We start from the raw sequence: 24314 nt of genomic DNA on the forward strand, positions 1-24314 counted from the left end.
CCCCAAGCTGCGGTAGGCTTTCGGGTTAACCCATGAATTCTAGCGATCTCGCCGGCCGATACCCACTTTTGCGAACCCACGTCATGCACGAAGTCTCTGATTCCTCTCCAGCACCTGCGGCCTCGGGCCAGTTCGTGCATTTCGCGGACTCCCCCTTCGAGCTGTTCCAGCCCTATCCACCGGCTGGCGACCAGCCCGCCGCCATTGAGAAGCTGGTCGAGGGCATCCAGGACGGTGAATCCTTTCAGACCCTGCTGGGCGTGACGGGCTCGGGCAAGACCTTCACCATGGCCAACGTAATCGCCCGCCTGGGTCGTCCGGCCATCGTCTTCGCACCCAACAAGACACTGGCCGCACAGCTGTACAGCGAGTTCCGCGAGTTCTTTCCCAAGAACTCCGTCGAGTACTTCGTCAGCTACTACGACTACTACCAGCCCGAGGCCTACGTGCCACAGCGCGACCTTTTCATCGAAAAGGACAGCGCCATCAACGAGCACATCGAGCAGATGCGGCTTTCGTGCACCAAAAGTCTCATGGAGCGGCGCGACGTGGTCATCGTGGCCACGGTCTCGGCCATCTACGGCATCGGCGAACCCGAAAGCTACCACCGCATGATCATGACGCTGCGTACCGGCGACCGAATCAACCAGCGCGACGTCATCGCGCAGCTGATCCGCATGCAGTACCAACGCAACGACCAGGACTTCAGCCGCGGCAAGTTCCGCGTGCGCGGCGACACCATCGATGTCTTCCCCGCCGAGCATTCCGAGCTGGCCATCCGCATCGAACTCTTCGACGACGAGGTTGAAAGCCTGCAGCTGTTCGACCCGCTCACGGGCCGCGTGCGCCAGAGCATTCCGCGCTTCACTGTCTACCCCAGCAGCCACTACGTCACGCCGCGCGACAAGGTGCTGGCCGCCGTGGAAACCATCAAGCTGGAACTGGCCGAGCGGCTCAAGCAACTGGTGGGTGACGGCAAGCTGGTCGAGGCCCAGCGCCTGGAGCAGCGCACGCGCTTCGACCTTGAAATGCTCACCGAGGTCGGCCACTGCAAGGGCATCGAGAACTACACGCGCCACCTCTCCGGCGCAGCCCCGGGCGAGCCCCCCAGCACATTGACCGACTACCTGCCCAGCGACGCCCTCATGTTCCTGGACGAGAGCCACCAGATGATCGGTCAGCTCAACGCCATGTACAGCGGCGATCGCTCGCGCAAGACCACGCTCGTGGAGTACGGCTTTCGGCTGCCGTCGGCGCTGGACAACCGGCCGCTGAAATTCGAGGAATTCGAGCGGCGCATGCGCCAGGTCATCTTTGTCTCGGCCACGCCGGCAGACTACGAAAAAACCCACTCAGGTCAGATCGTGGACCAGGTTGTGCGCCCGACGGGGCTGATCGACCCCGAAATCGAAGTGCGCCCAGCCACCAACCAGGTGGATGACGTGCTGCAGGAAATCCGCCTGCGCGTCGAGCGCGGGGAGCGTGTTCTCATCACCACGCTCACCAAGCGCATGGCCGAGCAGCTCACCGACTACCTGAGCGAAAACGGGGTCAAGGTGCGCTATCTGCACTCCGACGTGGAGACGGTGGAGCGCGTGGAGATCATTCGTGACCTGCGTCTGGGCGTCTTCGACGTTCTCGTGGGCATCAACCTGCTGCGAGAGGGCTTGGACATCCCTGAAGTCTCGCTGGTCGCCATCCTCGATGCCGACAAGGAAGGCTTTCTTCGCGCCGAGCGAAGTCTCATCCAGACCATCGGCCGCGCAGCACGCAACCTGCACGGCAAGGCCATCCTCTACGCGGACAGGATCACGGAGTCGATGAAGAAGGCCATCGGCGAGACCGAGCGCCGCCGCGCCAGGCAAATGGCGTTCAACGAGGAAAACGGCATTGAGCCCAAGCAGATTGTCAAGCGGGTGAAAGACCTGATTGATGGTGTCTACAGCGAAAAAAGCGGCAAGGAAGCGGAACGTCTGGAGGCCAATCAGCTCGAAAGAGCGCGTGTCGAGGACATGTCCGAAAAAGATGTGGCCAAGGAAATCAAGCGTCTGGAGAAGCAGATGCTCGAACATGCGCGCAGCCTGGAGTTCGAGCAGGCGGCGCGGGTGCGCGATCAGCTAGCACTGCTCAAGGAGCAACTGTTCGGAGGCTCTTCCGCGCAGGTTTCCTGAGGCGGTGCCTTGTCTGAAGCCTGTTGGCTCTTGTTACCCGACAAAATTGATGGGGAATGTGGTACACTCAGGGTCAACACTCAACAACAACAAAAACTTCGATGAAAAGAAGGGCTCTGAACCTTTTGAACAGGACGGAGTAAGGGCGGAGACTGTGCCCAACTCCAGTCAAATCGCTGGAGCGGGTGTTTCTGTAACGTACAAGCCTGACTGAAGGAGCTCGTAATGCGTCTCACCACCAAAGGCCGTTTTGCGGTCACTGCCATGATCGATCTGGCCCTGCGCCAGAACAATGGCCCTGTTACGCTGGCTGCCATCAGCCAGCGACAGCAGATTTCCCTGTCGTATCTCGAACAGCTGTTCGGCAAGCTGCGCCGCCATGAACTCGTCGAGTCCACCCGTGGACCCGGCGGCGGCTACACGCTGGCCCGCAAGGCTGGCGACATCACCGTGGCCGACATCATCGTTTCCGTTGACGAGCCCATTGACGCCACTCAATGCGGCGGCAAGGAAAATTGTCTGGGCGAAGCTGGCCGCTGCATGACGCATGAACTGTGGGCGGCATTGAATCAGCGCATGGTCGAGTTCCTCGATTCCGTGACGCTGCAAAAGCTCGTCGACGAACAATTGGCCAAGGGCATCCAGATCGAGGACAAGCCCGTAGTGCGTCGTGCAATTTCCACGGCTCCCGTGGTCAAGCCCATCCGCGTGAATGCACCGAACTCGGTATTCGCGCTGGGCAACGCCTTCGCCAAGTCCTGATCGACTTTTGACACCCTGAGGGCAGGGCGCCGCTGCGCATGGCTGTGTGGCGCGGTGCTGCCCGCCCGGATGGATTCACCGGAGTTCATCGCCTTCCCGATTTTTGCCAGCCGGAACTTTGATAAGAGCCAGTCATGGACATGACCCCGCATTTCCCCATCTATCTCGACTATGGCGCGACCACTCCCGTGGACCCTCGCGTGGTGGACGCCATGATCCCATGGTTGCGTGAGCACTTCGGCAACGCTGCATCGCGCAGCCATGCATGGGGTTGGGAGGCCGAAGAGGCCATCGAGAAGGCCCGCGGCCAGGTGGCGGATCTGATTGGCGCGGATCCCCGTGAAATTGTGTGGACCAGTGGCGCGACCGAGTCCATCAATCTTGCCGTCAAGGGTGCGGCGCACTTCTATCAAGGCAAGGGCAAGCATCTGATCACGCTCAAGACCGAGCACAAGGCCGTGCTCGACACCATGCGTGAACTCGAGCGCCAGGGCTTTGAGGTGACCTACATGGACGTGCAGCCTGATGGTCTGCTCGACATTGAGGCCTTCAAGGCCGCGCTGCGCCCCGACACCATTTTGGTCAGCGTGCTCTTCGTAAACAACGAAATCGGCGTCATCCAGGACATTCCCACCATCGGCGCGCTGTGCCGCGAGAAGGGCATACTGTTCCATGTGGATGCTGCGCAGGCTACAGGCCGCGTGGAGATCGACATGTCCAAGTTGCCGATCGACCTGATGAGCATGACCGCGCACAAGACCTACGGTCCCAAGGGCGTGGGTGCCCTGTACGTGCGCCGCAAGCCGCGTGTGCGCCTGGAGGCGCAGATCCACGGCGGTGGTCATGAGCGTGGCATGCGTTCGGGTACGCTGCCCACGCACCAGATCGTCGGTATGGGCGAGGCCTTCCGCATCGCCAAGGAAGAGATGGTCGAGAGCAATGCCAAGGCCTATGCGCTGCAGCAGCGCCTGCTCAACGGTTTGAAGGATCTGGAACAGGTCTTCATCAACGGCAGCATGGAGCACCGTGTGCCTCAGAACCTGAACATGAGCTTCAACTTCGTCGAAGGCGAGTCGCTCATCATGGGTATCAAGGGGCTGGCAGTGTCGTCGGGCTCCGCTTGCACTTCGGCCAGCCTGGAGCCCAGCTATGTGCTGCGTGCCCTCGGCCGCAGTGACGAGCTGGCGCACAGCAGCCTGCGCATGACCATCGGCCGTTTCACGACCGAGGAAGAAATCGACTACGCGATCAGCACCATCCGCACCAATGTGGTCAAGCTGCGCGAACTCAGCCCGCTGTGGGAGATGTACAAGGACGGCATCGACCTCAGCACCATCCAGTGGGCGGCGCACTGAGCGTCGACCGGCACGCGAATCAAGTATTGAAGAGGTAGACATCATGGCTTATTCCGACAAAGTGGTAGACCACTACGAAAACCCCCGCAACGTGGGTTCGTTCGATAAGAGCGACGAATCGGTGGGCACCGGCATGGTCGGCGCGCCTGCCTGTGGCGACGTGATGAAGCTGCAGATCAAGGTCAACCCTGAAACCGGCGTCATTGAAGATGCCCGTTTCAAGACCTATGGCTGTGGTTCGGCAATCGCCTCGTCTTCGCTGGTGACCGAGTGGGTCAAGGGAAAGACGCTGGATGAAGCGGCTGCGCTGAAGAACAGCCAGATCGCCGAAGAACTGGCCCTGCCTCCCGTCAAGGTGCACTGCTCCATCCTGGCCGAAGACGCCATCAAGGCCGCAGTGGACGACTACCGTGCCAAGCGCACTGCGGTGGTGGCCGCCTGATATGGCGATCTCGCTGACCGAGTCCGCGGCCCGCCATGTGAGCCGCTACCTGTCGCGCCGCGGCAAGGGCATCGGCGTGCGCCTTGGGGTCAAGACCACGGGCTGCTCCGGCCTGGCCTACAAGCTGGAGTATGTGGACGAACAGTTGCCCGAGGATGTGATCTTCGAGGACCACGGCATCAAGGTGCTGGTCGACCCCAAGAGTCTGGCCTATATCGATGGCACGGAACTGGACTTCGTGCGTGAAGGCTTGAACGAAGGCTTCAAGTTCCACAACCCCAACGAGCGCGATCGCTGCGGCTGCGGCGAGAGCTTTCGCATCTGACCGGCATTTGCCGGGGGGCCAGGCTCTGGTGGCCTGGCGGCGTGCCCGGCAGGCCCTGACTTTTCTACTCCCTCAAGAGGCCGCCATCGCTTCGGTGCTGGCGGCTTTTTATCGACATGAACCTGCAATCGGACGATTTCGAGCTGTTTGCGCTGCCGCGCCAATTTGCGCAGGAGCGCAGCACCATTGACGCGCGCTGGAAGGAGTTGCAGCGCGAGGCCCATCCTGACCGCTTTGCCTCGCAGGGCGCAGCTGCGCAGCGTGTGGCCATGCAATGGTCGGTACGCATCAACGAGGCCTATCAACGGCTGAAAGAGCCGCTCAGGCGAGCAGCCTATCTTTGCGAATTGCTGGGTGCACCCGTGCGTGCCGAGGACAACACCTCCATGCCCACCGCCTTTTTGATGCAGCAGATGGAATGGCGCGAGGCGCTGGACGATGCGCAGGACGAGGCCGCCTTGGACGCGCTGGACGGCGAAGTGTCGCAGGCCAGAAAGAGCATGCTGGCCGAATGCGGCCGCCAGCTCGATGAACTGCACGATGCCCAGGCGGCCGTGCAGCAGGTCAGAGCCCTCATGTTTGTTGCGCGATTTGCGCAGGACATAGAGCGTCGCCGCGATCAACTGGGACAATAGTCCGCGACCCGAACCTCCCACGAGAGTCCCTTATTCACAAGGCAGGCCGGCCGGCCCGGACCTGCAATTTCCCCGAGTATTTCCATGGCGCTTTTGCAGATTTCCGAACCCGGTCAGTCCCCCGATCCCCACCAGCGACGCATTGCCGTGGGTATCGACCTGGGCACCACCCATTCGCTGGTCGCCGCAGTCCGCAATGGCGTGGCCGAATGCCTGCCGGATGATCAGGGCCAGGTACTGCTGCCTTCCGTCGTGCGCTATCTGCCCCAGGGGCGCCGCGAGATCGGCTACGCCGCGCAGGCGGCGCTGTCCACCGATGCGGGCAACACCATCGCCTCGGCCAAGCGCTTCATGGGCCGCACGCTGGCGGACATCGACGCGCCGGAGAAGCTGCCTTACCGCTTTGCTGAGCAAGAAGCCGGTCGTGGCGTGATCGGGATCGAGACCATCGATGGCACGAAGACCCCCGTGGAAGTCAGCGCCGAGATCCTGGCCACGCTGCGCTTTCGCGCCGAGGACACCTTCAACGACGACATCCATGGCGCGGTCATCACCGTGCCAGCCTACTTTGACGACGCGCAGCGCCAGGCCACCAAGGATGCGGCCAAGCTCGCCGGCATCAACCTGCTGCGGCTGATCAACGAGCCCACGGCTGCCGCCATTGCCTATGGCCTGGACAACGGCTCCGAAGGCGTTTACGCCGTCTACGATCTGGGTGGCGGCACTTTCGATATTTCGGTCCTGCGCCTGTCCCAGGGTGTGTTCGAGGTCGTCTCCACGGGGGGGGACTCGGCCTTGGGTGGCGATGACTACGATGCGGCACTGGCTGAGTGGGTGGCCCAGCAGACCGGCGTGGTTCCGCAGACCGCCGAGGACAAGGCCCGCTGGCGCATGGCGGCACGCCTTTGCAAGCAGGCATTGACGGATGCTCAGGCCGCCACGTTCACGGCAGAGCTGTCCACCGGCACTGTGCATTTCGATGTCAAGCGTGGCGACTTCGATGCGAGCACGGCCCATCTGACGGCGCGCTCGCTGGCGGCGGTGCGCCGCGCACTCAAGGACGCTGGCCTGACGCGCCACGAGGTGCAGGGCGTGGTCCTGGTCGGTGGTTCCACCCGCATGCCCCAGGTGCGCGAGGCAGTGGCCCAGTTCTTTGGCCGCGATCCTCTCGTCAACCTCAATCCCGATGAAGTCGTGGCGTTGGGCGCTGCCATTCAGGCCAATCAACTCGCGGGCAACAGTTCCAGCGGCGACATGCTGCTGCTGGATGTGATTCCCCTGTCGCTGGGTGTGGAGACCATGGGCGGTCTGGTGGAGCGCATCATCACGCGCAACGAGACCATTCCCACGGCCCGCGCCCAGGACTTCACCACCTACAAGGACGGGCAGACGGCCCTGGCCATTCATGTGGTGCAGGGTGAGCGCGATCTTGTGGCGGACTGCCGCAGCCTGGCGCGTTTCGAACTGCGCGGCATCCCGCCCATGGCAGCCGGCGCGGCCCGCATCCGCGTGACCTTCACCGTGGATGCCGACGGCCTGCTGTCGGTGGGTGCCAAGGAGCAGATCAGCGGCGTCGAGGCGCATATCCATGTCAAGCCCTCGTACGGCCTCTCGGACGACGAGGTCGCCCGCATGCTGCAGGACGGCTTTGCCACGGCCCAGCAGGACATTCAGGCGCGCGCTCTGGTGGAGGCGCGTGTCGATGCCGACCGCATGCTCATGGCCACGGAGAGCGCGCTGCAGGCCGATGGCGATGTGCTGGCTGCAGACCAGCGCGCAGCCATCGACGCGCTGGTCGACGCCCTGCGCGCCAGCGTGGGCTCCGAGGATGCTGCCGTCATCGAGGCCGCAACACAGGCGCTGGCCAAGGGCACGGAGTCCTTTGCCGCCGAGCGCATGAACCGCAGCATCCAGCAGGCCCTGGCCGGCAAGAGCGTGCAATCCCTTTCCTGATTTCTGATCCGAACGCAGATCCGCCATGCCCGTTATCAAAATACTTCCCCACGCCGAATACTGTCCCCAGGGTGCCGAAATCGAGGCGCCTGCCGGCACCTCCATCTGCGAGGCACTGCTGGACAACAACATCAAGATCGAGCACGCCTGCGACATGAGCTGTGCATGCACCACCTGCCACGTGGTGGTCAAGGCAGGCTACAACTCGTTGAACGAGGCCGAGGAAGAGGAAGAAGACCTGCTGGACCGCGCATGGGGCCTGCAGCCGCAGTCCCGCCTGTCCTGCCAGGCCATCCTGGCGCGCGAGGACGTGACCATCGAGATTCCCAAGTACTCGCTCAACCACGCCAAGGAAAACCACTGAGGACCCAGCACATGTCGCGTCAAATCATTCTCGACACGGAAACCACGGGCCTGTCCGCCGACAACGGCGACCGGCTCATCGAGCTGGGGTGCGTGGAGATGGTCAACCGCAAGCTGACCGGCAACAACCTGCATCTGTACTTCAATGCGGGGCGCGACAGCCATCCGGACGCGCTGCGCGTGCACGGCATCACCACCGAGTTCCTCAAGGACAAGCCTCGCTTCGAGCAAAAGGTCGATGAGATCTGGGAGTATCTGCAAGGCGCTGAACTCATCATTCACAACGCGCCTTTCGATCTGGGATTCCTGAACAAGGAGCTGGAGCTTGCCAACCGCCCGCCGATCAGGCAGTGCGTGAGCGGCGTCATCGACACCCTGGTCATGGCCAAGGAAATGTTCCCAGGCAAGCGCAACTCGCTGGATTCGCTGTGCGACCGTCTGGAAGTGGACAACTCCGGGCGCACGCTGCACGGCGCCTTGCTGGATGCGGAACTGCTGGCCGATGTCTACATCAACCTCACGCGAGGCCAGGAGGCCCTGCTGATGGTGGAGGAGCCGGCCCAGTCCGAGGGCGGCCTGGTGGTCGCGCAGGTCGATCTGCGCAGCTTCAGGCTGCGCGTGGTGAGCGCCAATGATCAGGAGCTGGCCGCGCACGAGGACGTGATGGTGCAGATGGATAAATCGAGCGGCGGCAAGACAATTTGGCGCAGCTTCGAAAATCAGTCCTAGAAGTTATGACATAATCTAAGTCTTGTCGCAGTAACGACATATGGGTGATTAGCTCAGCGGTAGAGCACTGCCTTCACACGGCAGGGGTCACATGTTCGATCCATGTATCACCCACCAGTTTTTCCAGGGAAGCGGGCTTCACAGCCGGCTTCATGGGTGATTAGCTCAGCGGTAGAGCACTGCCTTCACACGGCAGGGGTCACATGTTCGATCCATGTATCACCCACCAGTTTTTTCCAAGGAAGCATGGCCTCGCAGCCATGCTTCATGGGTGATTAGCTCAGCGGTAGAGCACTGCCTTCACACGGCAGGGGTCACATGTTCGATCCATGTATCACCCACCAATTTTTTCCAAGGAAGCATGGCCTCGCAGCCGTGCTTCACGGGTGATTAGCTCAGCGGTAGAGCACTGCCTTCACACGGCAGGGGTCACATGTTCGATCCATGTATCACCCACCATTCAAGCCCTCCTGAAACTTGTTCAGGAGGGCTTTTCCGTTTTGGTTGCTCCCATTTGTTCCAGGTCCTGGATATTCCAGTGCAGCCCGGTGATCTGCGGCGTATTCGTATCTGGCGCGGTCTGATAATCAGTGGCTGAACGACGAAAGGGCAGGCAGGATGAGCGAGCAGGTCGATTGCGTGGTGGTGGGGGCGGGCGTCGTGGGGCTGGCCGTGGCCAGGGCCCTGGCGTTGCAGGGCAGGGAAGTCATGGTGCTGGAGGCAGCTGAAGCCATTGGTACGGGCACCAGTTCGCGCAACAGCGAGGTCATCCATGCCGGCATCTACTATCCCCAGGGTTCGCTGAAGGCCCGGTTTTGCGTCGAAGGCCGCCAGCGTCTCTATGCCTATTGCGAGGAACGCGGCGTTGCCCACCAGCGCTGCGGCAAGTTCATCGTGGCAACGGATGAGGCGCAGCGCGGCCAGCTCCAGGCCATTGCGCGCAAGGCCGAGGCCAATGGCGTCAATGACCTGCGCTGGCTGGATGGCCCCGAGGCACGGGCCTTGGAGCCTGCGCTGCAGTGTGTGGCGGCACTGCATTCGCCCAGCACCGGCATCATCGACAGCCACGGCCTGATGCTGGCTCTGCAGGGCGATCTCGAAAACGCAGGCGGCATGGTGGTCTGCCATGCCGAGGTGCAGGAGGCCGCTGCCACGTCTGGCGGCGTGTGGCTGCGCACCGCCGATGGCACGCAGCTGCAGGCGCGTAGCCTGGTCAATGCGGCAGGCCTGAATGCCCCGTTGCTGGCGGCGCGCCTGCAAGGCTTTCCGCAGCAGTTGGTTCCACGCGCCTTCTATGCCAAGGGCAACTATTTCACACTGTCCGGGCGCGCGCCGTTCTCGCGCCTCATCTATCCCGTGCCCGAGGCTGCAGGTCTGGGCGTGCATCTCACGCTGGACATGGGTGGACAGGCCAAGTTCGGCCCCGATGTGCAGTGGGTGGAAAGCGCAAGCGATCTGCAGGTCGATCCAGCGCGCGCCGACGCCTTCTATGCAGAGATCCGCCGGTACTGGCCGGCCCTGGCCGATGGCGCGCTGGTGCCCGGCTACGCTGGCATCCGTCCCAAGATCAGCGGTCCTGGCGAGGCGGCGGCAGACTTCACGATCCAGGGACCGCAGGTCCATGGCGTTGCGGGCGTGGTGCAGTTGCTGGGCATCGAATCGCCGGGGCTGACCAGCTGCCTGGCCATCGGCGCACATGTGGCGAAGTTGCTGGCCTGATGGTCTGCCGGTCCACGACACACGGCCACGGCAGGCCTTGTCTGACAAGGCTCAGGCCCCCTCGCTTCCCGGAAGCCAGGGAACAATTGGATAAGATGCTTGCATGTAACAAGGGCCTGCCCATGTTGCGTGACAGGTATCGGGCGACATGATTGCCTGCTCCCCGCTGTATTTGTTTTCACCTCAATAGAAAGGCTCATCATGACGAAGTCGATCACTGAAACCGTCTCCACCGCGCAAGCCGATCTTGAAAAACTGGTCAGCGACCTGCGTGGCCTGCTGTCTGCCAAGGAGCTGGATGCCGTGCCGGAAATCCACATGCTGCGCCAGCGCATCGATGACGGCATGTCCAATGTGCGTGACTCGGCTGTGCGCGCCGCGCAGGAAGCGGCCCGCCAAGCCAAGGATGCCGCCTATGCGGCGGATCGCTATGCCCACGACGAGCCGTGGCGTGTGGCTGGCGCAGCCCTGGCTGTGGGCGCCTTGCTGGGCTTCATGCTGGGCCGTCGCTGATCAACGGCATGCCTGACCAGAAAAGGATGCCTGTGAACTGGATTTCCCTTCTGGGTTTGGATGCCTGGGTGGCGCGCTGGCGTGCTGCCGTGATCGAGCTGGCCATTGCCGCCGAGGACCGTACCGACCTGGCTCGGCTTGAATGGGTCCAGCACAAGCGCAGCATGCAGACCGTGGTCGTGCTGCTGATCGCGCTGGCCGGACTCAGCGTCGTGGTCATGCTCATGCTGTCCGTGGCGGTGCTGGTGCAGTTCTGGGACACCGAGCACCGCGTGATGGTGGCCTGGCTGCTGTTTGGCGGCTGGCTGGCTATCCTTGCAATTGCCTTGTGGCAGTTGCTTGCGGCCGTACGACGCCTGGCACGCCCTTTCATCCTCACCCGCAACGAGCTGAGCCAGGACTGGCAGGCGCTGAAGAAGAGGCTGTAACCATGGTCAATGCTTCCAACGCTTCCCAATCCCGCGACGAGGTTGCGCCGCCCAGGCCCACGGGCCCCAATGCGGCGCTGTGGCCCACTTCCACCGTGGAGCAGCAGCAGGTGATGCAGCGCATTGCCCAGCAGCGCGAGCGCCTCAGGGCGCGCTCGGCGGCCGTGGCCCAGGCCCGGGCGCTGAGCCGTGCCGCCACACACGTGCGCCCGGATGCACCGCTGATCGAGCGCGTCGCAACGTTTGCGCGTCTGCACCCCGTGGCCGTGGGCGTGGCGGCTGCCGCTGCCTTGGTCATGGGGCCGCGCAAACTGATCCGCATCGGCACCACACTCATGCCTTTGCTGGCACGCCTTCAGCAGCGCAGGGGCTGAGATAAGGCCTTGCAAGGCTTCTTGCACAAAAAACGCCCGGCATGCCGGGCGTTTTCTTTGGTCAGCACGCGGATAACGCGGCAGTCAACGCAGTTGCGCGATGGCCCGTGCGGCCTCTGGTACTAGGCAGGGGCCCCGATAGATCAGGCCGCTGTAGATCTGGACCACATCGGCGCCCGCCCGGATCTTGCTGACCGCATCTTCGCCGCTGAGAATGCCTCCCACGCCGATGATGGGGTAGCGGCTTCCCAGCGCAGAGCGCAGTTGGCGGATGACCTGGTTGCTGGCCTCCAGCACCGGCGCGCCGGAAAGGCCGCCCGTTTCTTCGGCGTGGAGCAGGCCCTTGACGGCATCCCGGCTGATCGTGGTGTTGGTGGCAATCACGCCGTCCATGCCGTGGCGCTGCAGCGTGGTGGCGATGACGCCGACCTGCTCCTCATCCAGGTCGGGTGCGATCTTCACGAACACCGGCGCCCGCTTGCCGTGCTGCGTGGCCAGTCGCTCGCGCCGCTCGGCAATCGCTCCCAGCAAGGCATCCAGCGCTTCGTCGCTTTGCAGGGCACGCAGATTCTTGGTGTTGGGCGAGCTGATGTTCACCGTCACGTAGTCGGCATGCGGGTAGACGCCATCGAGCGCCTTGAGGTAGTCGCTGGTGGCTTCTTCGATGGGCGTGCTGGCGTTCTTGCCGATGTTCAGCCCCAGCAGCATGGGCTTGCCCATGGCGCGGGCCTGTGAGCGCTTGACGTTGCTCAGGAAGGCATCGAGGCCTTCGTTGTTGAAGCCCAGTCGGTTGATCAGTGCATTGCGTTCGGGGATGCGGAACATGCGCGGCTTGGGGTTGCCGGGCTGCGCGCGCGGAGTCACGGTGCCTACCTCGACGAAGCCGAAGCCCATGGCGGCCAGCGCATCGATACAGCGTGCGTTCTTGTCCAGACCTGCAGCCATGCCGACGCGATTGGGGAACCTGAGCCCGGCAAGCTCGACGGGATCACTCACCATGGGTTGGGCCCAGGCCTGCTGCAGGAGCGTGTTCTGCCCCTTTGCCATCAGGTTCATCGTGAGATCGTGGGCGGATTCGGGGTCCATGCCGAAGAGAAAGGGACGGGTCAGGGCGTAGGGGATCAAAGACATGGGGATAATCGAAGGATTACCTGGATTTTCCCTCATGACGACATCTGCTGCCTCTTTTTCCCAAGATGAACTCAAAGCCCTGGTCGGGCAAGCCGCTCTGGCCTACGTAGCGCCCGGCGAAATCGTCGGCGTCGGCACGGGCTCGACGGTCAACAAGTTCATCGATGCGCTGGCCACCATCAAGGACCAGATCCCTGGGGCCGTGTCCAGCTCCGTGGCCAGCACCGAGCGCCTGAAGGCGCTGGGCATCAAGGTGCTGGATGCCAACGAGGTGGACCGCCTGTCGGTATACATCGATGGCGCCGACGAGATCGACGGTCGGGGCTACATGGTCAAGGGAGGGGGCGCGGCACTGACGCGCGAGAAAATCGTTGCGGCGCTGGCCGAGCGCTTTGTCTGCATCGCCGATGCCTCCAAGCGCGTCGAGGTGCTGGGAGACTTTCCGCTGCCGGTGGAGGTGATTCCCATGGCTGCTGCCCAGATTGCCCGGCGTTTCGAGGCCAGGGGTGGCCGGGCCGAGATCCGCATGAAGGACGGCGCTCCTTTGGTGACGGACAACGGCCAGCACATTCTTGATGTGCGCGGCCTGAAGATTGCTGAGCCGCTGGCCTTTGAGTCCGAGGTCAACCAGTGGCCCGGCGTGGTCACCGTGGGCGTTTTTGCGCACCAGAAGGCATCGGTCTGCCTGCTGGGCACGCCTGAAGGCGTGCAGACGCTCGACTACTGAGGCAGGAAGCCGGTCCTGGCCTCTCGGCTGCTAGCCGATGCTCTCGAACACCGCAGCGCCTGCGGTCCAGACGAGCAGGGCCATGCCACCGAGACACAGCGCGCGCAATGAAGCTTGCGTGCGCTGTTTTTTGATGCGCTGAATGAGCCAGGTGACGGCCGCCAGCCCGGCGTAGATGGCAAAGAAGCCAGCCGTCGTCATGTAGTAGGCCAGGCGGTTGAGACCATTGCCCAGGCCTCCGTCATGCATGAACCACAGCGTGATCAGGCAGGGCACCAGCACCAGGCAGGTTAGCCGCAACGGCTCTCGCCACGAAGGCCTTGCCACCAGTACCCACCCGATGAGCGCAGGCAGGCCCACAAGAATGCCCAGCCTGGCCAAGGTCCAGGCCACGTCGGACAGCATGGAATCCACGGCCGGGCTCCTGACGGCGGCGGCAGTGTCTGCCTAGAAGCTCAGGCCTGCGGGGTTGTCGCTGGTGCGTGCACCAGGCGCGGGGGCGGGTATGGGGGCGCGCCTGTTTGCCTGCTCCTCGGCGGTGGGTGCTGCGGCGGGCGCTGATGCGGTCGGTGCGGCAGGCTTGGGTGTGGTCAGGGGCTGCGCGGGTGGCCGCTTGTACTGGGCAGGCAGCTGGGAGCTTGCGGGGTAGCCTGCGGCATCCAGGTACTGCGTCCATTCGCTGGAGGAGAAGCCGGTCAGAAACTGCTTGCCGATGGTGGCAAACGGCAGTCCGGTCTGCCCGCTGAGCTTGTTCAGGGCTGCCGCGTCCGCCTCGGTCTGCACCAGGCGCTCGGCATAGGGGATGCCCCGGGACTGCAGCAACTGACGAGCGCTATCGCAAGGCGTGCAATCGGACGAGGAGTACAGCGTCACTGGAAAGCGGCTCGCAATCTGGCGCAGCGCATAGGGCAGGCCTGCGTTGCTGTCCGAGGCGCCCGCCACTGCCTGGGCGGCGGGCGCTGCCTGCTGCTGTGCGCTTTGGGCGGGGCGGTCCGAGAAGGTGACTTTTCCATCCGGCCCGACGATACGGTAGACCTGCTGTGCGGCGGCTGGCAGCGCGGCGGCAAGGCAGGCGAGGGCGAGGCATGGCATCAGGTGGCGCAGGGCGCCGTGGCCAAGGCTGGGAGAAGACTGCATGGACGATCTCGGTTTCGGAAGAAGGGTTTCGTGCCGGGGCGGCGACCACTCGCCGGATGGATGCCCGCACAGGAGTGCCTGCAAGCATAGCGTGCCATTCATCCTGGGCCATCTTCTGGAGTCGCAGGATGTGGCTGCGCGCATCCGGTGGAGTTGCCGGGCCAGGAAAAAGCGCCCCATCGGGGCGCTGCAGACTTGGTTGCCAGGCTCAGGCCTCGGCCATGCCCTGGTGGCGCAATAGCGCGTCCAGCTGGGGTTCGCGGCCACGGAAGGCCTTGAACGACTCCATCGCCGGGCGGGATCCGCCGGCTTCAAGAATGGCCTCGCGGTAGCGGCGGCCTGTCTCGGGGTTGGGGGTTCCATCGGCCAGCATGGTTTCCTCGAAGGCCGCATAGGCATCCGCCGAGAGGACTTCGGCCCACTTGTAGCTGTAGTAGCCCGCTGCGTAGCCGCCTGCAAAGATGTGGCTGAAGGTATGGGCCGAGCGGCTGTAGGCGGGCGAGGGCAGCACGGCCACTTCGGCGCGAACCTGGGCCAGCAGCGGCATGATGTCGGCCTTCGGATCGTGCTCGGTGTGCAGCAGCATGTCGAACAGCGAGAACTCGATCTGGCGCAGCGTCTGCATGCCCGACTGGAAGTTCTTGGCCGCGATCATCTTGTCGTACAGTGCGCGCGGCAGTGGCTCGCCCGTGTCCACGTGGGCGGTCATGTGCTTGAGCACTTCCCACTCCCAGCAGAAGTTTTCCATGAACTGGCTCGGCAGTTCCACCGCGTCCCATTCCACGCCCGCGATGCCCGAGACATCGCGCTCGTTGACCTGGGTCAGCATGTGGTGCAGGCCATGGCCTGTCTCATGGAACAGCGTGATCACGTCATCGTGCGTGAGCAGGGCCGGCTTGCCGTCAACGCCGGTGGCAAAGTTGCAGACCAGGTGCGCGACCGGCGTCTGCAGCTTGTGGCTGTCGGGGCGCAGCCAGCGGGTGCGTACATCGTCCATCCAGGCGCCGCCGCGCTTGCCCGAACGTGCGGGCTGGTCCAGGTAGAACTGGCCGACCAGTTGGGGGCCTTGCGGCGTGCTGCGCTCGATGCGATAGAACTCGACAGCGGGATGCCACACCGGCGCCACGTCGCGGCGGATGGCCACGTCGAACAGCGTCTCCACGATCTTGAACAGTCCGGCCAGTACCTTGGGGGCGGGGAAATATTGCTTGACCTCTTGCTCGCTGAAGGCATAGCGCGCTTCCTTGAGCTTTTCGGAGATATAGGCCCAGTCCCAGGGCTGGGGATCGGCCAGGCCCAGTTCCTTGCGTGCGAAGCTGCGCAGGTCGGCGACATCCTTTTCGGCATAGGGGCGGGCGCGGTGCGCGAGGTCACGCAGGAAGTCGATCACCTGCTGCGGCGAATGCGCCATCTTGGGAACCAGCGAGATCTCGCCGAAGTTGCGGTAGCCCAGCAGCTGCGCCTCTTCCTTGCGCAGGGCAAGTATTTCGGAAATGTTGGCCGTGTTGTCGAAGCGGCGGGCATCGCCCTCTGCCTGGTCGGAGGCGCGTGTCACATAGGCGCGGTAGAGCTTCTCGCGCAGCGCGCTGCTGGTGGCGAACTGCATCACGGGCAGGTAGCAGGGCATCTTCAGCGTGAGCTTGAAGCCTTGCTTGCCTTCGGCTTCGGCGGCGGCACGGGCGGCCTGGCACACGTCCTGGGGCACACCGTCCAACTCATCGGCCGCGGCGTAGTAGGCAAAGGCATCGGTGGCATCCAGCGCGTTCTCGCTGAACTTCTGCGTGAGTTCGGCCGAGCGTTCCTGAATCTTGGCAAAGCGCAGCTTGGCTTCACCCTGCAGCTCCGCGCCAGACAGCACGAAATTGCGCATGGCATGGTCCCAGGCGGCGCGCTGCTCCACGTTGAGCGTGGCAGGGTCGATGGCCTTGTACTTGGCGTACAGCCGCTCGTCGGCGCCCAGGCGCGTCCAGAACTCGGTGACCTTGGGCAGGGATTCGTTGTAGGCAGCGCGCAGCTCGGGTGTGTCGGCCACGCTGTTGAGGTGGCTGACGGCGCCCCAGGCGGTTCCCAGCTTCTCGGTGGCGACATCGAGCACGGCGGAGATCGAATCCCAGCGCGCGGGGAAGTCAGGTGCCGTGACGGTCTCCAGGGCCTCGCAGGCCCCGGTCAGAAGATGGTCGATGGCCGGGCCGACGTCGGCGGGGCGGATGCGATCGAACAGGGGCAGGTCGGAGGATTCGAGGAGGGGATTGCTCATGCGTGTCAGATGCCGTCGGGTGCATTGAAATCAAGCGGCTCCCCGGGGAGCCGCCCGATGCTTGTCAGCTCCTGGTCAGCCGGCGGCGCGCTCGGCCGCCTCCATGGTGTTGACCAGCAGCATGGTAATCGTCATGGGGCCGACGCCGCCCGGCACGGGGGTGATGAAGCCGGCCACTTCCTTGACGCCGTCAAAGTCCACGTCGCCGCAGAGCTTGCCTTCGTCGTTGCGGTTCATGCCCACGTCGATGACCACGGCGCCAGGCTTGCACATGTCTGCGGTCAGCACATTGCGCTTGCCCACGGCGGCGACCACGATGTCGGCCTGGCGCGTCATGGCGGCCAGGTCCGCCGTGCCGCTGTGGCAGATGGTGACGGTGGCATTGGCGGCCAGCAGCATCATGGCCATGGGCTTGCCGACGATGTTGGAGCGGCCGATGACCACGGCGTGCTTGCCGCGCAGGTCCTTCATGCCGATGGATTCGAGCATCTTCATGCAGCCATAGGGCGTGCAGGCCTTGAAGCCGACTTCGCCCACCATCAGCGCGCCGGCGCTGGCTACGTGAAAGCCATCCACATCCTTGAGCGGCGAGATGTTCTCGATGACCTTGTGGTCGTCGATGTGGGCGGGCAGCGGCAGCTGGACCAGGATGCCGTGGATGTCGGGGTCGTTGTTCAGCGCCTCGACGCGGGCCAGCAGTTCGGCTTCTGTCATCGAGGCGTCGTACTTCTCCAGCACGGAATGAAAGCCTGCGTCCTCGCAGGCCTTGACCTTGTTGCGCACATAGACCTGGGAGGCCGGGTTGTCGCCGACCAGGACCACGGCCAGGCCGGGCGTGGTCCCTCGGGCCTTCAGGGCAGTGGCGCGCTGTGCGACTTCGGCACGCAGTTGGCGGGAGAGGGCGTTGCCGTCGATGAGTTGGGCTGTCATTGCAGTGGATACCAAAATAAAAATGCTGCTAGGGCTTGTTGGTCAAGCGCTAGCAGCCCTTTGAAAAAAGCAGGGGATGGCGTCGGTGCTTATCCTGCGACGGCCGCCTTGGCCGCCGCAGCGGTCTGGCCCTGGCCCAGGGCGATCTTGAGCAGGTCGGCCACGGTGTTGGCGTTGAGCTTTTCCATGATGTTGGCGCGGTGCGCCTCCACGGTCTTGATGCTGATGCCCAGATCGTCGGCGATCTGCTTGTTCAGGCGGCCGGCGACGATGCGCTCGAGCACCTGGGCTTCGCGGCTGGTCAGCTTGGCCAGCAGGGCGTCGCGGCTGGCGGCCTGCTGGTGGCCGGCAAAGGCTTCGCGGGCATGGTCCAGCATGCGCTCGACCAGGTTCAGCAGTTCTTCCTCGTTGAACGGCTTCTGGATGAAGTCCAGTGCGCCCTTCTTCATGGTGTTCACCGCCATGGGCACGTCGCCGTGGCCGGTGATGAAGACGATGGGCAGGGGAGACTTGCGTTCGATCAGTCGGTCCTGCAGTTCCAGGCCGGTCATGCCGCCCATGCGGATGTCGACGATGAGGCAGGCGATTTCGCGTGGGTCGTAGCGCGAGAGGAAGGTCTCGGCCGAGTCGAAGCAGCGCACACGATAGTCCTTGCCCTCCAACAACCATTGCAGCGAATCACGAACCGCTTCGTCGTCATCAACTACGTACACAGTGCCTTTTTTGGGGATCAAGCTCATGCAATCGTCCTTGTTGTGGGTTCAATGGTCGCTGCCGGCGTTGTCGCGTCGCCCGGCGGGGCCAGCGGCAGCCAGAATGAAAATCGGCAGCCGACAACCTCGGAACCATTGTAGAGGTTCTCGGCACGCATACGGCCCTGGTGGGACTCGACAATGCTGCGGCACAGATTCAGGCCCATGCCCATGCCTTCGCTCTTGGTGGTGAAGAAGGCCTCGAAGAGGCGCTCCAGCACCTCGGGCGGCAAGCCCTTGCCGGTGTCCTGCACGTTGAATTCGATGACGCGCTGGTCCTCGATGGTGCGCGGCACCACGCGCAGTTCCACGTTGCGCTGGTGGCTGGGTCGGCCCGATTGCTCGATGGATTCGGCGCCGTTCTTCATGAGGTTGACCAGCACCTGCTCGATGAGGATGGTGTCGGCCATGATGGCCGGCATGCGCTCGGCCACGTGGTAGGTCAGCTGTACATTGCGGCGGCGCAGCTCGATGCCGGCCAGTTCCACCGCCTCGCTGACCATGTCGGTGACCTGGGCCAGGGTGCGGTTGGGTTCGCTGCGCTTGACGAAGGAGCGTATGCGCAAAATGATCTGGCCCGCGCGCTGCGCCTGGTGGGCGGTCTTCTCCAGCGCGAACTTCATCTGCTCCTCGGTCAGCGTGCCTTTTTCGAGGCGCGTGAGCATGCCGCTGCAGTAGTTGCTGATGGCGGTCAGCGGCTGGTTGAGTTCGTGGGCCACGCTGGAGGCCATCTCGCCCATGGTGATCAGGCGGCTGACGGACTGGGCGTGCTCGGCCTGGCGATCGGCCTGCTCCTCGGCCAGGCGGCGCGGCGTGATGTCGGTGGCGATCACCATCTGCGCCAGGCGTCCGTCCACCCAGCTCAGGTAGCGCGAGCGCACTTCCAGCCACTTGCCCAGTTCGGGCAGATAGATCTCGGCGTTCTCGCTGCGTGCGCTGGTCAGCGAGTCGGTGGGCAGGCCCATCAGGCCATCCTCATCGTCCATGCCCTGCGGCTGAGAGCGCACGGGCAGCACGCCGGCCTGGGCGACGAGCTGCAGATGGCCATCGGTCTGCGAGCCGAACCATTGCCGGTACAGCTTGTTGGCGAACAGCAGCTCGGCGCTGCCAAGCGGGGCGACGGACACCGAGGCGTCCAGCGCCTCCAGCACGATGGTGAAGCGCTCGTAGGAGGCCGACAACTGCTCGCGGATGCGGTTGGGCTCGGTGATGTCGGTCATGGACGACATCCAGCCCGTGTGCTGGCCGTGGGCGTCGATCAGCGGCGAGACATACAGGCGCGCGTCGAACTGCGTGCCGTTCTTGCGCTGCACGCGCACCTGAAAGCCCCCGACGATGGTCTTGCCGGACAGCTCCTCGCGCAGCTTGGAGTGCAGGTTGTCATAGTCGTTGTCGGGCCAGTAGGAATAGGGCGGCATCTGGCCGACGAGTTCGGATTCGCTCCATCCCGTCATCTGGCAGAAGGCGGCGTTCACGTAGGTGATGCGGCCTTGCAGGTCCAGCGCGCGCATGCCGGTGAGCACCGAGTTCTCCATGGCGCGGCGGAAATTGGTTTCGGCAACCAGGGCTTCCTGCGCGCGCTGGCGGCGTCGCGTGTGGCGCCAGGTGGCCAGCAGCAGCCATGCCGTCATCGCGCTGAGCGTGCCCACCAGCCAGAACAGGCCGCTGCCCACCACGCCCAGCGAGGTGCGGTAGGCCTGTGCGCGCAGCACCAGACTGTTGCCCACGGGGGCGACCGGAGCCTCGTCCTCATTGGCCACCGTGCGCCAGCGCAGCAGGTCGGTGGCATTTTGCTTGCGCGGCGTCAGCGGTGTGCCGGCCAGAACCTGGCCCCGGCTGTCGAGCATGGTCATGGCATAGCGGGCCATGATTTCGGTGGGCGTGCCGTAGCGCAGCAGGCTGTCCACGGAATACTCGCCCAGCAGCTCGCCGATGTAGCGGCCGTCCTGCGCCAGCGGCACATGCAGCTGCAGCAGCGGCGCGGCCTCGCCCTTGTGGGCCAGGCCTTGCACGTAGATGGGCTGCTGCATCTCGCGCGCGAGCTGGTAGGCCTCCAGGGCGTCACCGGCGCGCAGGACCTCGCGGGGGATGCGCAACTGGTCGCTGCTCACGGTGGGGGCGGACTGGCTGGCCAGAATGCGGCGTTGGGAGTCGATCCAGGTGATGGACTGCAGTTCGGGATACTGGCTGATGAGCGCTTCGGCGCGGCTGGCGAAATCGGACTCGGCCAGATCGTGGTTGCTGATGTCGCGCGCCATGCGCATCAGTTGCTCCTGGCGCTCCAGCAGGCGCAGGCGCACGCGCTGCTGGGCATATTCCACGTCGCGGTGCAACGCTTCCTTCTCGCGGTCGATCTCCTCCATGCGCAGATACCAGAACGACGCGACGATGGCGGCCATGAACATCAGTACGGCGGCCAGCGGGGCGAGTGCCGCAAAGCGGTCCTGGCGCGTGGGGGAAAGACTGCGCCACCAGCTGCGCCACCAGCGCACTGGCGCGGCCACGCCTGCCATGGGGGCAGGGCTGTGCGTGCCGTGCTCGGAAGGGGAGGATTGCATGCGCCCAGTGTAGGGGAGAGTCTGACTGTTTTTAAGGAGTATTGGAGTCGCCACGCAGGCGCTTCGGCGACGTTCTTTGGGGTCTTCACTGTATGTGCGTTTGCAGCAAAATTTCAAATTATGAAATCAAAAAGCACCATTTGAAATTCGAAAAAAGTATGCGACACTCGCCGAGCATTGAGGCAGTGAATCGGTATCTTCAAGTTCGCCAGACAGGGTCTGTGCCGCGCAAGGCGTGGTGAACTACCCGCCTGCGATGGCGCGCTGCGCCGCTCACTGGTTCGACCCCAAGACGCTACCTTCTGCAAGGAGACATTCCCATGACAGCTCAGACTGACCCGCAAGGCAATGCAGGCGTTCCCGCCGGCCTGGACCAACAAGAATCGCGCGAATGGATGGACGCACTGTCGGCCGTCATCGATCGTGAAGGCGCCGAATATGCGCACAAGCTGATCGAGGACCTGCTCGAACATGCACGCCAGAACAGCGTGGACATGCCCTTCTCGGCCAACACCGGCTACGTGAACACCATCGAGGCCTCGCAGGAAGCGCGCTGTCCCGGCAACCTGGAAATCGAAGGCCGCCTGCGCGCCTACATGCGCTGGAACGCCATGGCCATGGTGGTCAAGGCCAACCGCCTGCACCCACCCGAAGGCGGTGACCTGGGTGGCCACATCGGCTCCTTCGCTTCGCTGGCCAACATGTTTGCGGCCGGCTTCAACCACTTCTGGCACGCCGAAAACGAAAACCACGGTGGCGATTGCCTGTACATCCAGGGCCACGTCTCGCCCGGCATCTATGCCCGCGCCTATCTGGAAGGCCGCATCTCCGAAGAGCAGCTGCTGAACTTCCGCCAGGAAGTGGACGGCAAGGGCCTGTCCAGCTACCCGCACCCCAAGCTGATGCCCGAGTTCTGGCAGTTCCCCACGGTGTCCATGGGCCTGGGCCCGCTGATGGCCATCTACCAGGCGCGCTTCCTCAAGTACCTGCACGCCCGCGGCATTGCCGACACCGAAAACCGCAAGGTCTGGGTCTTCTGCGGCGACGGGGAAATGGACGAGGTCGAGTCGCTGGGCGCAATCTCCCTGGCCGCCCGCGAAAAGCTGGACAACCTGATCTTCGTGATCAACTGCAACCTGCAGCGCCTGGACGGTCCGGTGCGCGGCAACGGCAAGATCATCCAGGAACTCGAGGGCGAGTTCCGCGGCTCCGGCTGGAACGTCATCAAGCTGCTGTGGGGCAAGGGCTGGGACGAGCTGCTGGCCAAGGACAAGGACGGCGTGCTCAAGAAGATCATGGCCGAGTGCAACGACGGCGACTACCAGTCGTTCAAGGCCAATGACGGCGCCTACGTGCGCAAGAACTTCTTCGGCCGCGATCCGCGCGCGCTGAAGATGGTCGAGCACATGAGCGACGACGAGATCTGGAACCTGCGCCGCGGCGGCCACGATTCGCAGAAGGTCTATGCGGCCTTCCATGCGGCCAATTCGCACAAGGGCCAGCCCACCGTGCTGCTGGTCAAGACCGTCAAGGGCTTCGGCATGGGCAAGATCGGTGAAGGCAAGAACACCGTTCACCAGACCAAGAAGCTGGGCGACGAGGACATCAAGGCCTTCCGCGACCGCTTCAACATCCCGATTCCCGACAGCCAGATCGCCGACCTGCCTTTCTACAAGCCGGCCGACGACACGCCGGAAATGCGCTACCTGCACGAGCGCCGCAAGGCCCTGGGCGGCTACCTGCCGCACCGCCGCGTCAAGGCCAGCGAGCAGTTCACGGCGCCTGCGCTGGACACCTTCAAGGCCATCCTCGAAGCCACGCCCGAAGGCCGTGAGATCTCGACCACGCAGGCCTATGTGCGTTTCCTGACGCAGCTGCTGCGCGACAAGGAAATCGGCCCACGCGTCGTGCCCATCCTGGTGGACGAGGCACGTACCTTCGGCATGGAAGGCCTGTTCCGCCAGATCGGCATCTACAACCCCGCTGGACAGCAGTACACCCCGGTCGACAAGGACCAGGTGATGTACTACCGCGAGGACAAGGCCGGCCAGATCCTGCAGGAAGGCATCAACGAAGCCGGCGGCATGAGCAGCTGGATCGCGGCAGCCACGAGCTACAGCACGAGCAACCGGATCATGATCCCGTTCTACGTGTACTACTCGATGTTCGGCTTCCAGCGCATCGGTGACCTGGCCTGGGCGGCCGGCGACATGCAGGCGCGCGGCTTCCTGCTGGGCGGCACTTCGGGCCGCACCACGCTGAACGGGGAAGGCCTGCAGCACGAAGACGGCCACAGCCACATCCTGGCCAACACCATTCCCAACTGCGTGAGCTACGACCCGACCTTCGCCCACGAAGTCGCCGTGATCATGCAGGACGGCCTGCGCCGCATGGTGCAGGAGCAGGAAAACGTCTTCTACTACATCACGCTGCTCAACGAGAACTACGCCATGCCCGGCCTCACGCCCGGCACCGAGCAGCAGATCATCAAGGGCATGTACCTGTGCAAGCCCGGCCAGAAGGTGCCGGAAAGCGGCCTGCGCGTGCAGCTGCTGGGATCGGGCACCATCCTGCGCGAATCCTTCTTCGCCCAGGAACTGCTGCTGGCCGACTGGGGCATTGCCGCCGACGTGTGGAGCTGCCCCAGCTTCAACGAACTTACCCGCGACGGCCAGGAAGCCGACCGCTGGAACCTGCTGCATCCGCTGGAAACGCAGAAGGTGCCCTTCGTCACGCAGCAGCTGCAGTCGCACAATGGCCCGGTGATCGCATCCACCGACTACATGAAGGCCTACGCCGAGCAGATCCGTCCCTACATGCCCAAGGGCCGCACCTACAAGGTGCTGGGCACCGACGGCTTCGGCCGTTCGGACTTCCGCCGCAAGCTGCGCGAGCACTTCGAGGTGGACCGCCACTACATCGTGGTCGCCGCACTGCGCGCGCTGGCCGAAGAAGGCAAGATCAACGCCACCACCGTGGCCGAGGCGATCGCCAAGTACGGCATCAAGGCCGACAAGATCAACCCGCTGCACGCCTGAGTAAGAACGGGAGAC

General features: G+C 63.8%; 22 protein-coding genes and 4 tRNA genes. 19 read left to right on the top strand and 7 right to left on the bottom strand.

The genetic code is table 11. The annotated features are described in order from the left end of the window. The first annotated feature begins 83 nt into the window (after nt 1-83). The 17 genes from uvrB (at nt 84) to G4D77_RS29775 (ending at nt 11769) form a co-directional block, all read left to right on the top strand. Nucleotides 84-2171 carry an excinuclease ABC subunit UvrB gene (uvrB, locus tag G4D77_RS29695; RefSeq protein ID WP_016447125.1) on the top strand — a complete coding sequence of 696 codons (2088 nt, stop codon included), beginning with the start codon at nt 84-86 and terminating at the stop codon, nt 2169-2171. Between the two features lie 225 nt (nt 2172-2396). Beyond that, the gene (gene iscR / locus G4D77_RS29700) at nt 2397-2933 is read left to right on the top strand and encodes a Fe-S cluster assembly transcriptional regulator IscR (RefSeq protein WP_012205825.1); all 537 of its coding nucleotides are present in this window, start codon (nt 2397-2399) and stop codon (nt 2931-2933) included. 134 nt (nt 2934-3067) lie between these two features. Continuing rightward, nucleotides 3068-4288, top strand: coding sequence for an IscS subfamily cysteine desulfurase (locus G4D77_RS29705; protein ID WP_154834209.1), 1221 nt, complete (start codon nt 3068-3070; stop codon nt 4286-4288). Nucleotides 4289-4331: 43 nt separating this feature from the next. Further along, nucleotides 4332-4730, top strand: a complete 399-nt coding sequence (gene iscU, locus G4D77_RS29710) for a Fe-S cluster assembly scaffold IscU (protein WP_016447123.1) — start codon at nt 4332-4334, stop codon at nt 4728-4730. 1 nt (nt 4731) lies between these two features. Further along, nucleotides 4732-5055 (top strand): iron-sulfur cluster assembly protein IscA, encoded by a 324-nt coding sequence (gene iscA / locus G4D77_RS29715; RefSeq protein ID WP_016447122.1) that lies wholly within the window; start codon nt 4732-4734, stop codon nt 5053-5055. A gap of 116 nt (nt 5056-5171) precedes the next feature. Continuing rightward, a complete protein-coding gene (gene hscB / locus G4D77_RS29720) occupies nt 5172-5690 on the top strand; it encodes a Fe-S protein assembly co-chaperone HscB (RefSeq protein WP_016447121.1) in 519 nt (172 codons plus the stop codon). Nucleotides 5691-5774: 84 nt separating this feature from the next. Beyond that, complete coding sequence (hscA, locus tag G4D77_RS29725) at nt 5775-7643, top strand: Fe-S protein assembly chaperone HscA (RefSeq protein ID WP_154834210.1); 1869 nt, start codon at nt 5775-5777, stop codon at nt 7641-7643. A 25-nt stretch (nt 7644-7668) separates the two neighbouring features. Then, nucleotides 7669-8007: an ISC system 2Fe-2S type ferredoxin gene (gene fdx, locus G4D77_RS29730; RefSeq protein WP_013802212.1), complete on the top strand. Its 339-nt coding sequence runs from the start codon at nt 7669-7671 to the stop codon at nt 8005-8007. An 11-nt stretch (nt 8008-8018) separates the two neighbouring features. After that, nucleotides 8019-8735 carry a DNA polymerase III subunit epsilon gene (gene dnaQ, locus G4D77_RS29735; protein ID WP_016447119.1) on the top strand — a complete coding sequence of 239 codons (717 nt, stop codon included), beginning with the start codon at nt 8019-8021 and terminating at the stop codon, nt 8733-8735. A gap of 42 nt (nt 8736-8777) precedes the next feature. Then, nucleotides 8778-8852: transfer RNA gene (locus G4D77_RS29740), tRNA-Val, on the top strand. Between the two features lie 37 nt (nt 8853-8889). After that, nucleotides 8890-8964: transfer RNA gene (locus G4D77_RS29745), tRNA-Val, on the top strand. 40 nt (nt 8965-9004) lie between these two features. Continuing rightward, nucleotides 9005-9079 (top strand) — tRNA-Val (locus tag G4D77_RS29750). A gap of 40 nt (nt 9080-9119) precedes the next feature. Next, a tRNA-Val gene (locus G4D77_RS29755) sits at nt 9120-9194 on the top strand. Between the two features lie 159 nt (nt 9195-9353). Then, nucleotides 9354-10454 carry an NAD(P)/FAD-dependent oxidoreductase gene (locus G4D77_RS29760; protein ID WP_154834211.1) on the top strand — a complete coding sequence of 367 codons (1101 nt, stop codon included), beginning with the start codon at nt 9354-9356 and terminating at the stop codon, nt 10452-10454. Nucleotides 10455-10655: 201 nt separating this feature from the next. Beyond that, nucleotides 10656-10967 (top strand): DUF883 domain-containing protein, encoded by a 312-nt coding sequence (locus tag G4D77_RS29765; RefSeq protein ID WP_016447117.1) that lies wholly within the window; start codon nt 10656-10658, stop codon nt 10965-10967. An 8-nt stretch (nt 10968-10975) separates the two neighbouring features. After that, the gene (locus tag G4D77_RS29770; RefSeq protein WP_016447116.1) at nt 10976-11395 is read left to right on the top strand and encodes a phage holin family protein; all 420 of its coding nucleotides are present in this window, start codon (nt 10976-10978) and stop codon (nt 11393-11395) included. A 2-nt stretch (nt 11396-11397) separates the two neighbouring features. After that, on the top strand, nt 11398-11769 hold the full coding sequence (locus tag G4D77_RS29775; protein WP_016447115.1) for a hypothetical protein: 372 nt from the start codon (nt 11398-11400) through the stop codon (nt 11767-11769). A gap of 84 nt (nt 11770-11853) precedes the next feature. Here the strand turns inward: G4D77_RS29775 and G4D77_RS29780 are convergent, their stop codons facing one another. Further along, a complete protein-coding gene (locus tag G4D77_RS29780) occupies nt 11854-12900 on the bottom strand; it encodes a quinone-dependent dihydroorotate dehydrogenase (protein ID WP_026062502.1) in 1047 nt (348 codons plus the stop codon). A gap of 34 nt (nt 12901-12934) precedes the next feature. On the opposite strand from G4D77_RS29780, the gene rpiA reads away from it, so the two are divergent. After that, a complete protein-coding gene (rpiA, locus tag G4D77_RS29785; protein WP_154834212.1) occupies nt 12935-13627 on the top strand; it encodes a ribose-5-phosphate isomerase RpiA in 693 nt (230 codons plus the stop codon). 30 nt (nt 13628-13657) lie between these two features. On the opposite strand, the gene G4D77_RS29790 is transcribed toward rpiA, so the two are convergent. The 6 genes from G4D77_RS29790 to G4D77_RS29815 all read right to left on the bottom strand — a co-directional run bounded on the left by G4D77_RS29790 (nt 13658) and on the right by G4D77_RS29815 (nt 21261). After that, complete coding sequence (locus G4D77_RS29790; protein WP_223275203.1) at nt 13658-14032, bottom strand: hypothetical protein; 375 nt, start codon at nt 14030-14032, stop codon at nt 13658-13660. Nucleotides 14033-14074: 42 nt separating this feature from the next. Then, nucleotides 14075-14764, bottom strand: coding sequence for a glutaredoxin family protein (locus G4D77_RS29795; RefSeq protein WP_154834213.1), 690 nt, complete (start codon nt 14762-14764; stop codon nt 14075-14077). A gap of 208 nt (nt 14765-14972) precedes the next feature. Then, nucleotides 14973-17021, bottom strand: a complete 2049-nt coding sequence (locus tag G4D77_RS29800) for a M3 family metallopeptidase (RefSeq protein WP_154834214.1) — start codon at nt 17019-17021, stop codon at nt 14973-14975. A gap of 75 nt (nt 17022-17096) precedes the next feature. Continuing rightward, nucleotides 17097-17951: a bifunctional methylenetetrahydrofolate dehydrogenase/methenyltetrahydrofolate cyclohydrolase FolD gene (folD, locus tag G4D77_RS29805; protein WP_016451699.1), complete on the bottom strand. Its 855-nt coding sequence runs from the start codon at nt 17949-17951 to the stop codon at nt 17097-17099. An 89-nt stretch (nt 17952-18040) separates the two neighbouring features. Beyond that, nucleotides 18041-18691, bottom strand: coding sequence for a response regulator transcription factor (locus tag G4D77_RS29810; protein ID WP_012205807.1), 651 nt, complete (start codon nt 18689-18691; stop codon nt 18041-18043). After that, a complete protein-coding gene (locus tag G4D77_RS29815; protein WP_016447108.1) occupies nt 18688-21261 on the bottom strand; it encodes a PAS domain-containing sensor histidine kinase in 2574 nt (857 codons plus the stop codon). Before G4D77_RS29815 ends, G4D77_RS29810 begins: the two co-directional genes overlap by 4 nt. A 320-nt stretch (nt 21262-21581) precedes the next feature. Between G4D77_RS29815 and aceE the strand changes: the two genes are divergently transcribed. After that, entirely contained in the window at nt 21582-24299 is a 2718-nt protein-coding gene (aceE, locus tag G4D77_RS29820; RefSeq protein WP_016447107.1) for a pyruvate dehydrogenase (acetyl-transferring), homodimeric type, read from the top strand. Nucleotides 24300-24314: the final 15 nt, after the last annotated feature.

The sequence above is a fragment of the Delftia sp. WY8 genome (assembly GCF_018437695.1).
GTDB lineage: Bacteria > Pseudomonadota > Gammaproteobacteria > Burkholderiales > Burkholderiaceae_C > Comamonas > Comamonas tsuruhatensis.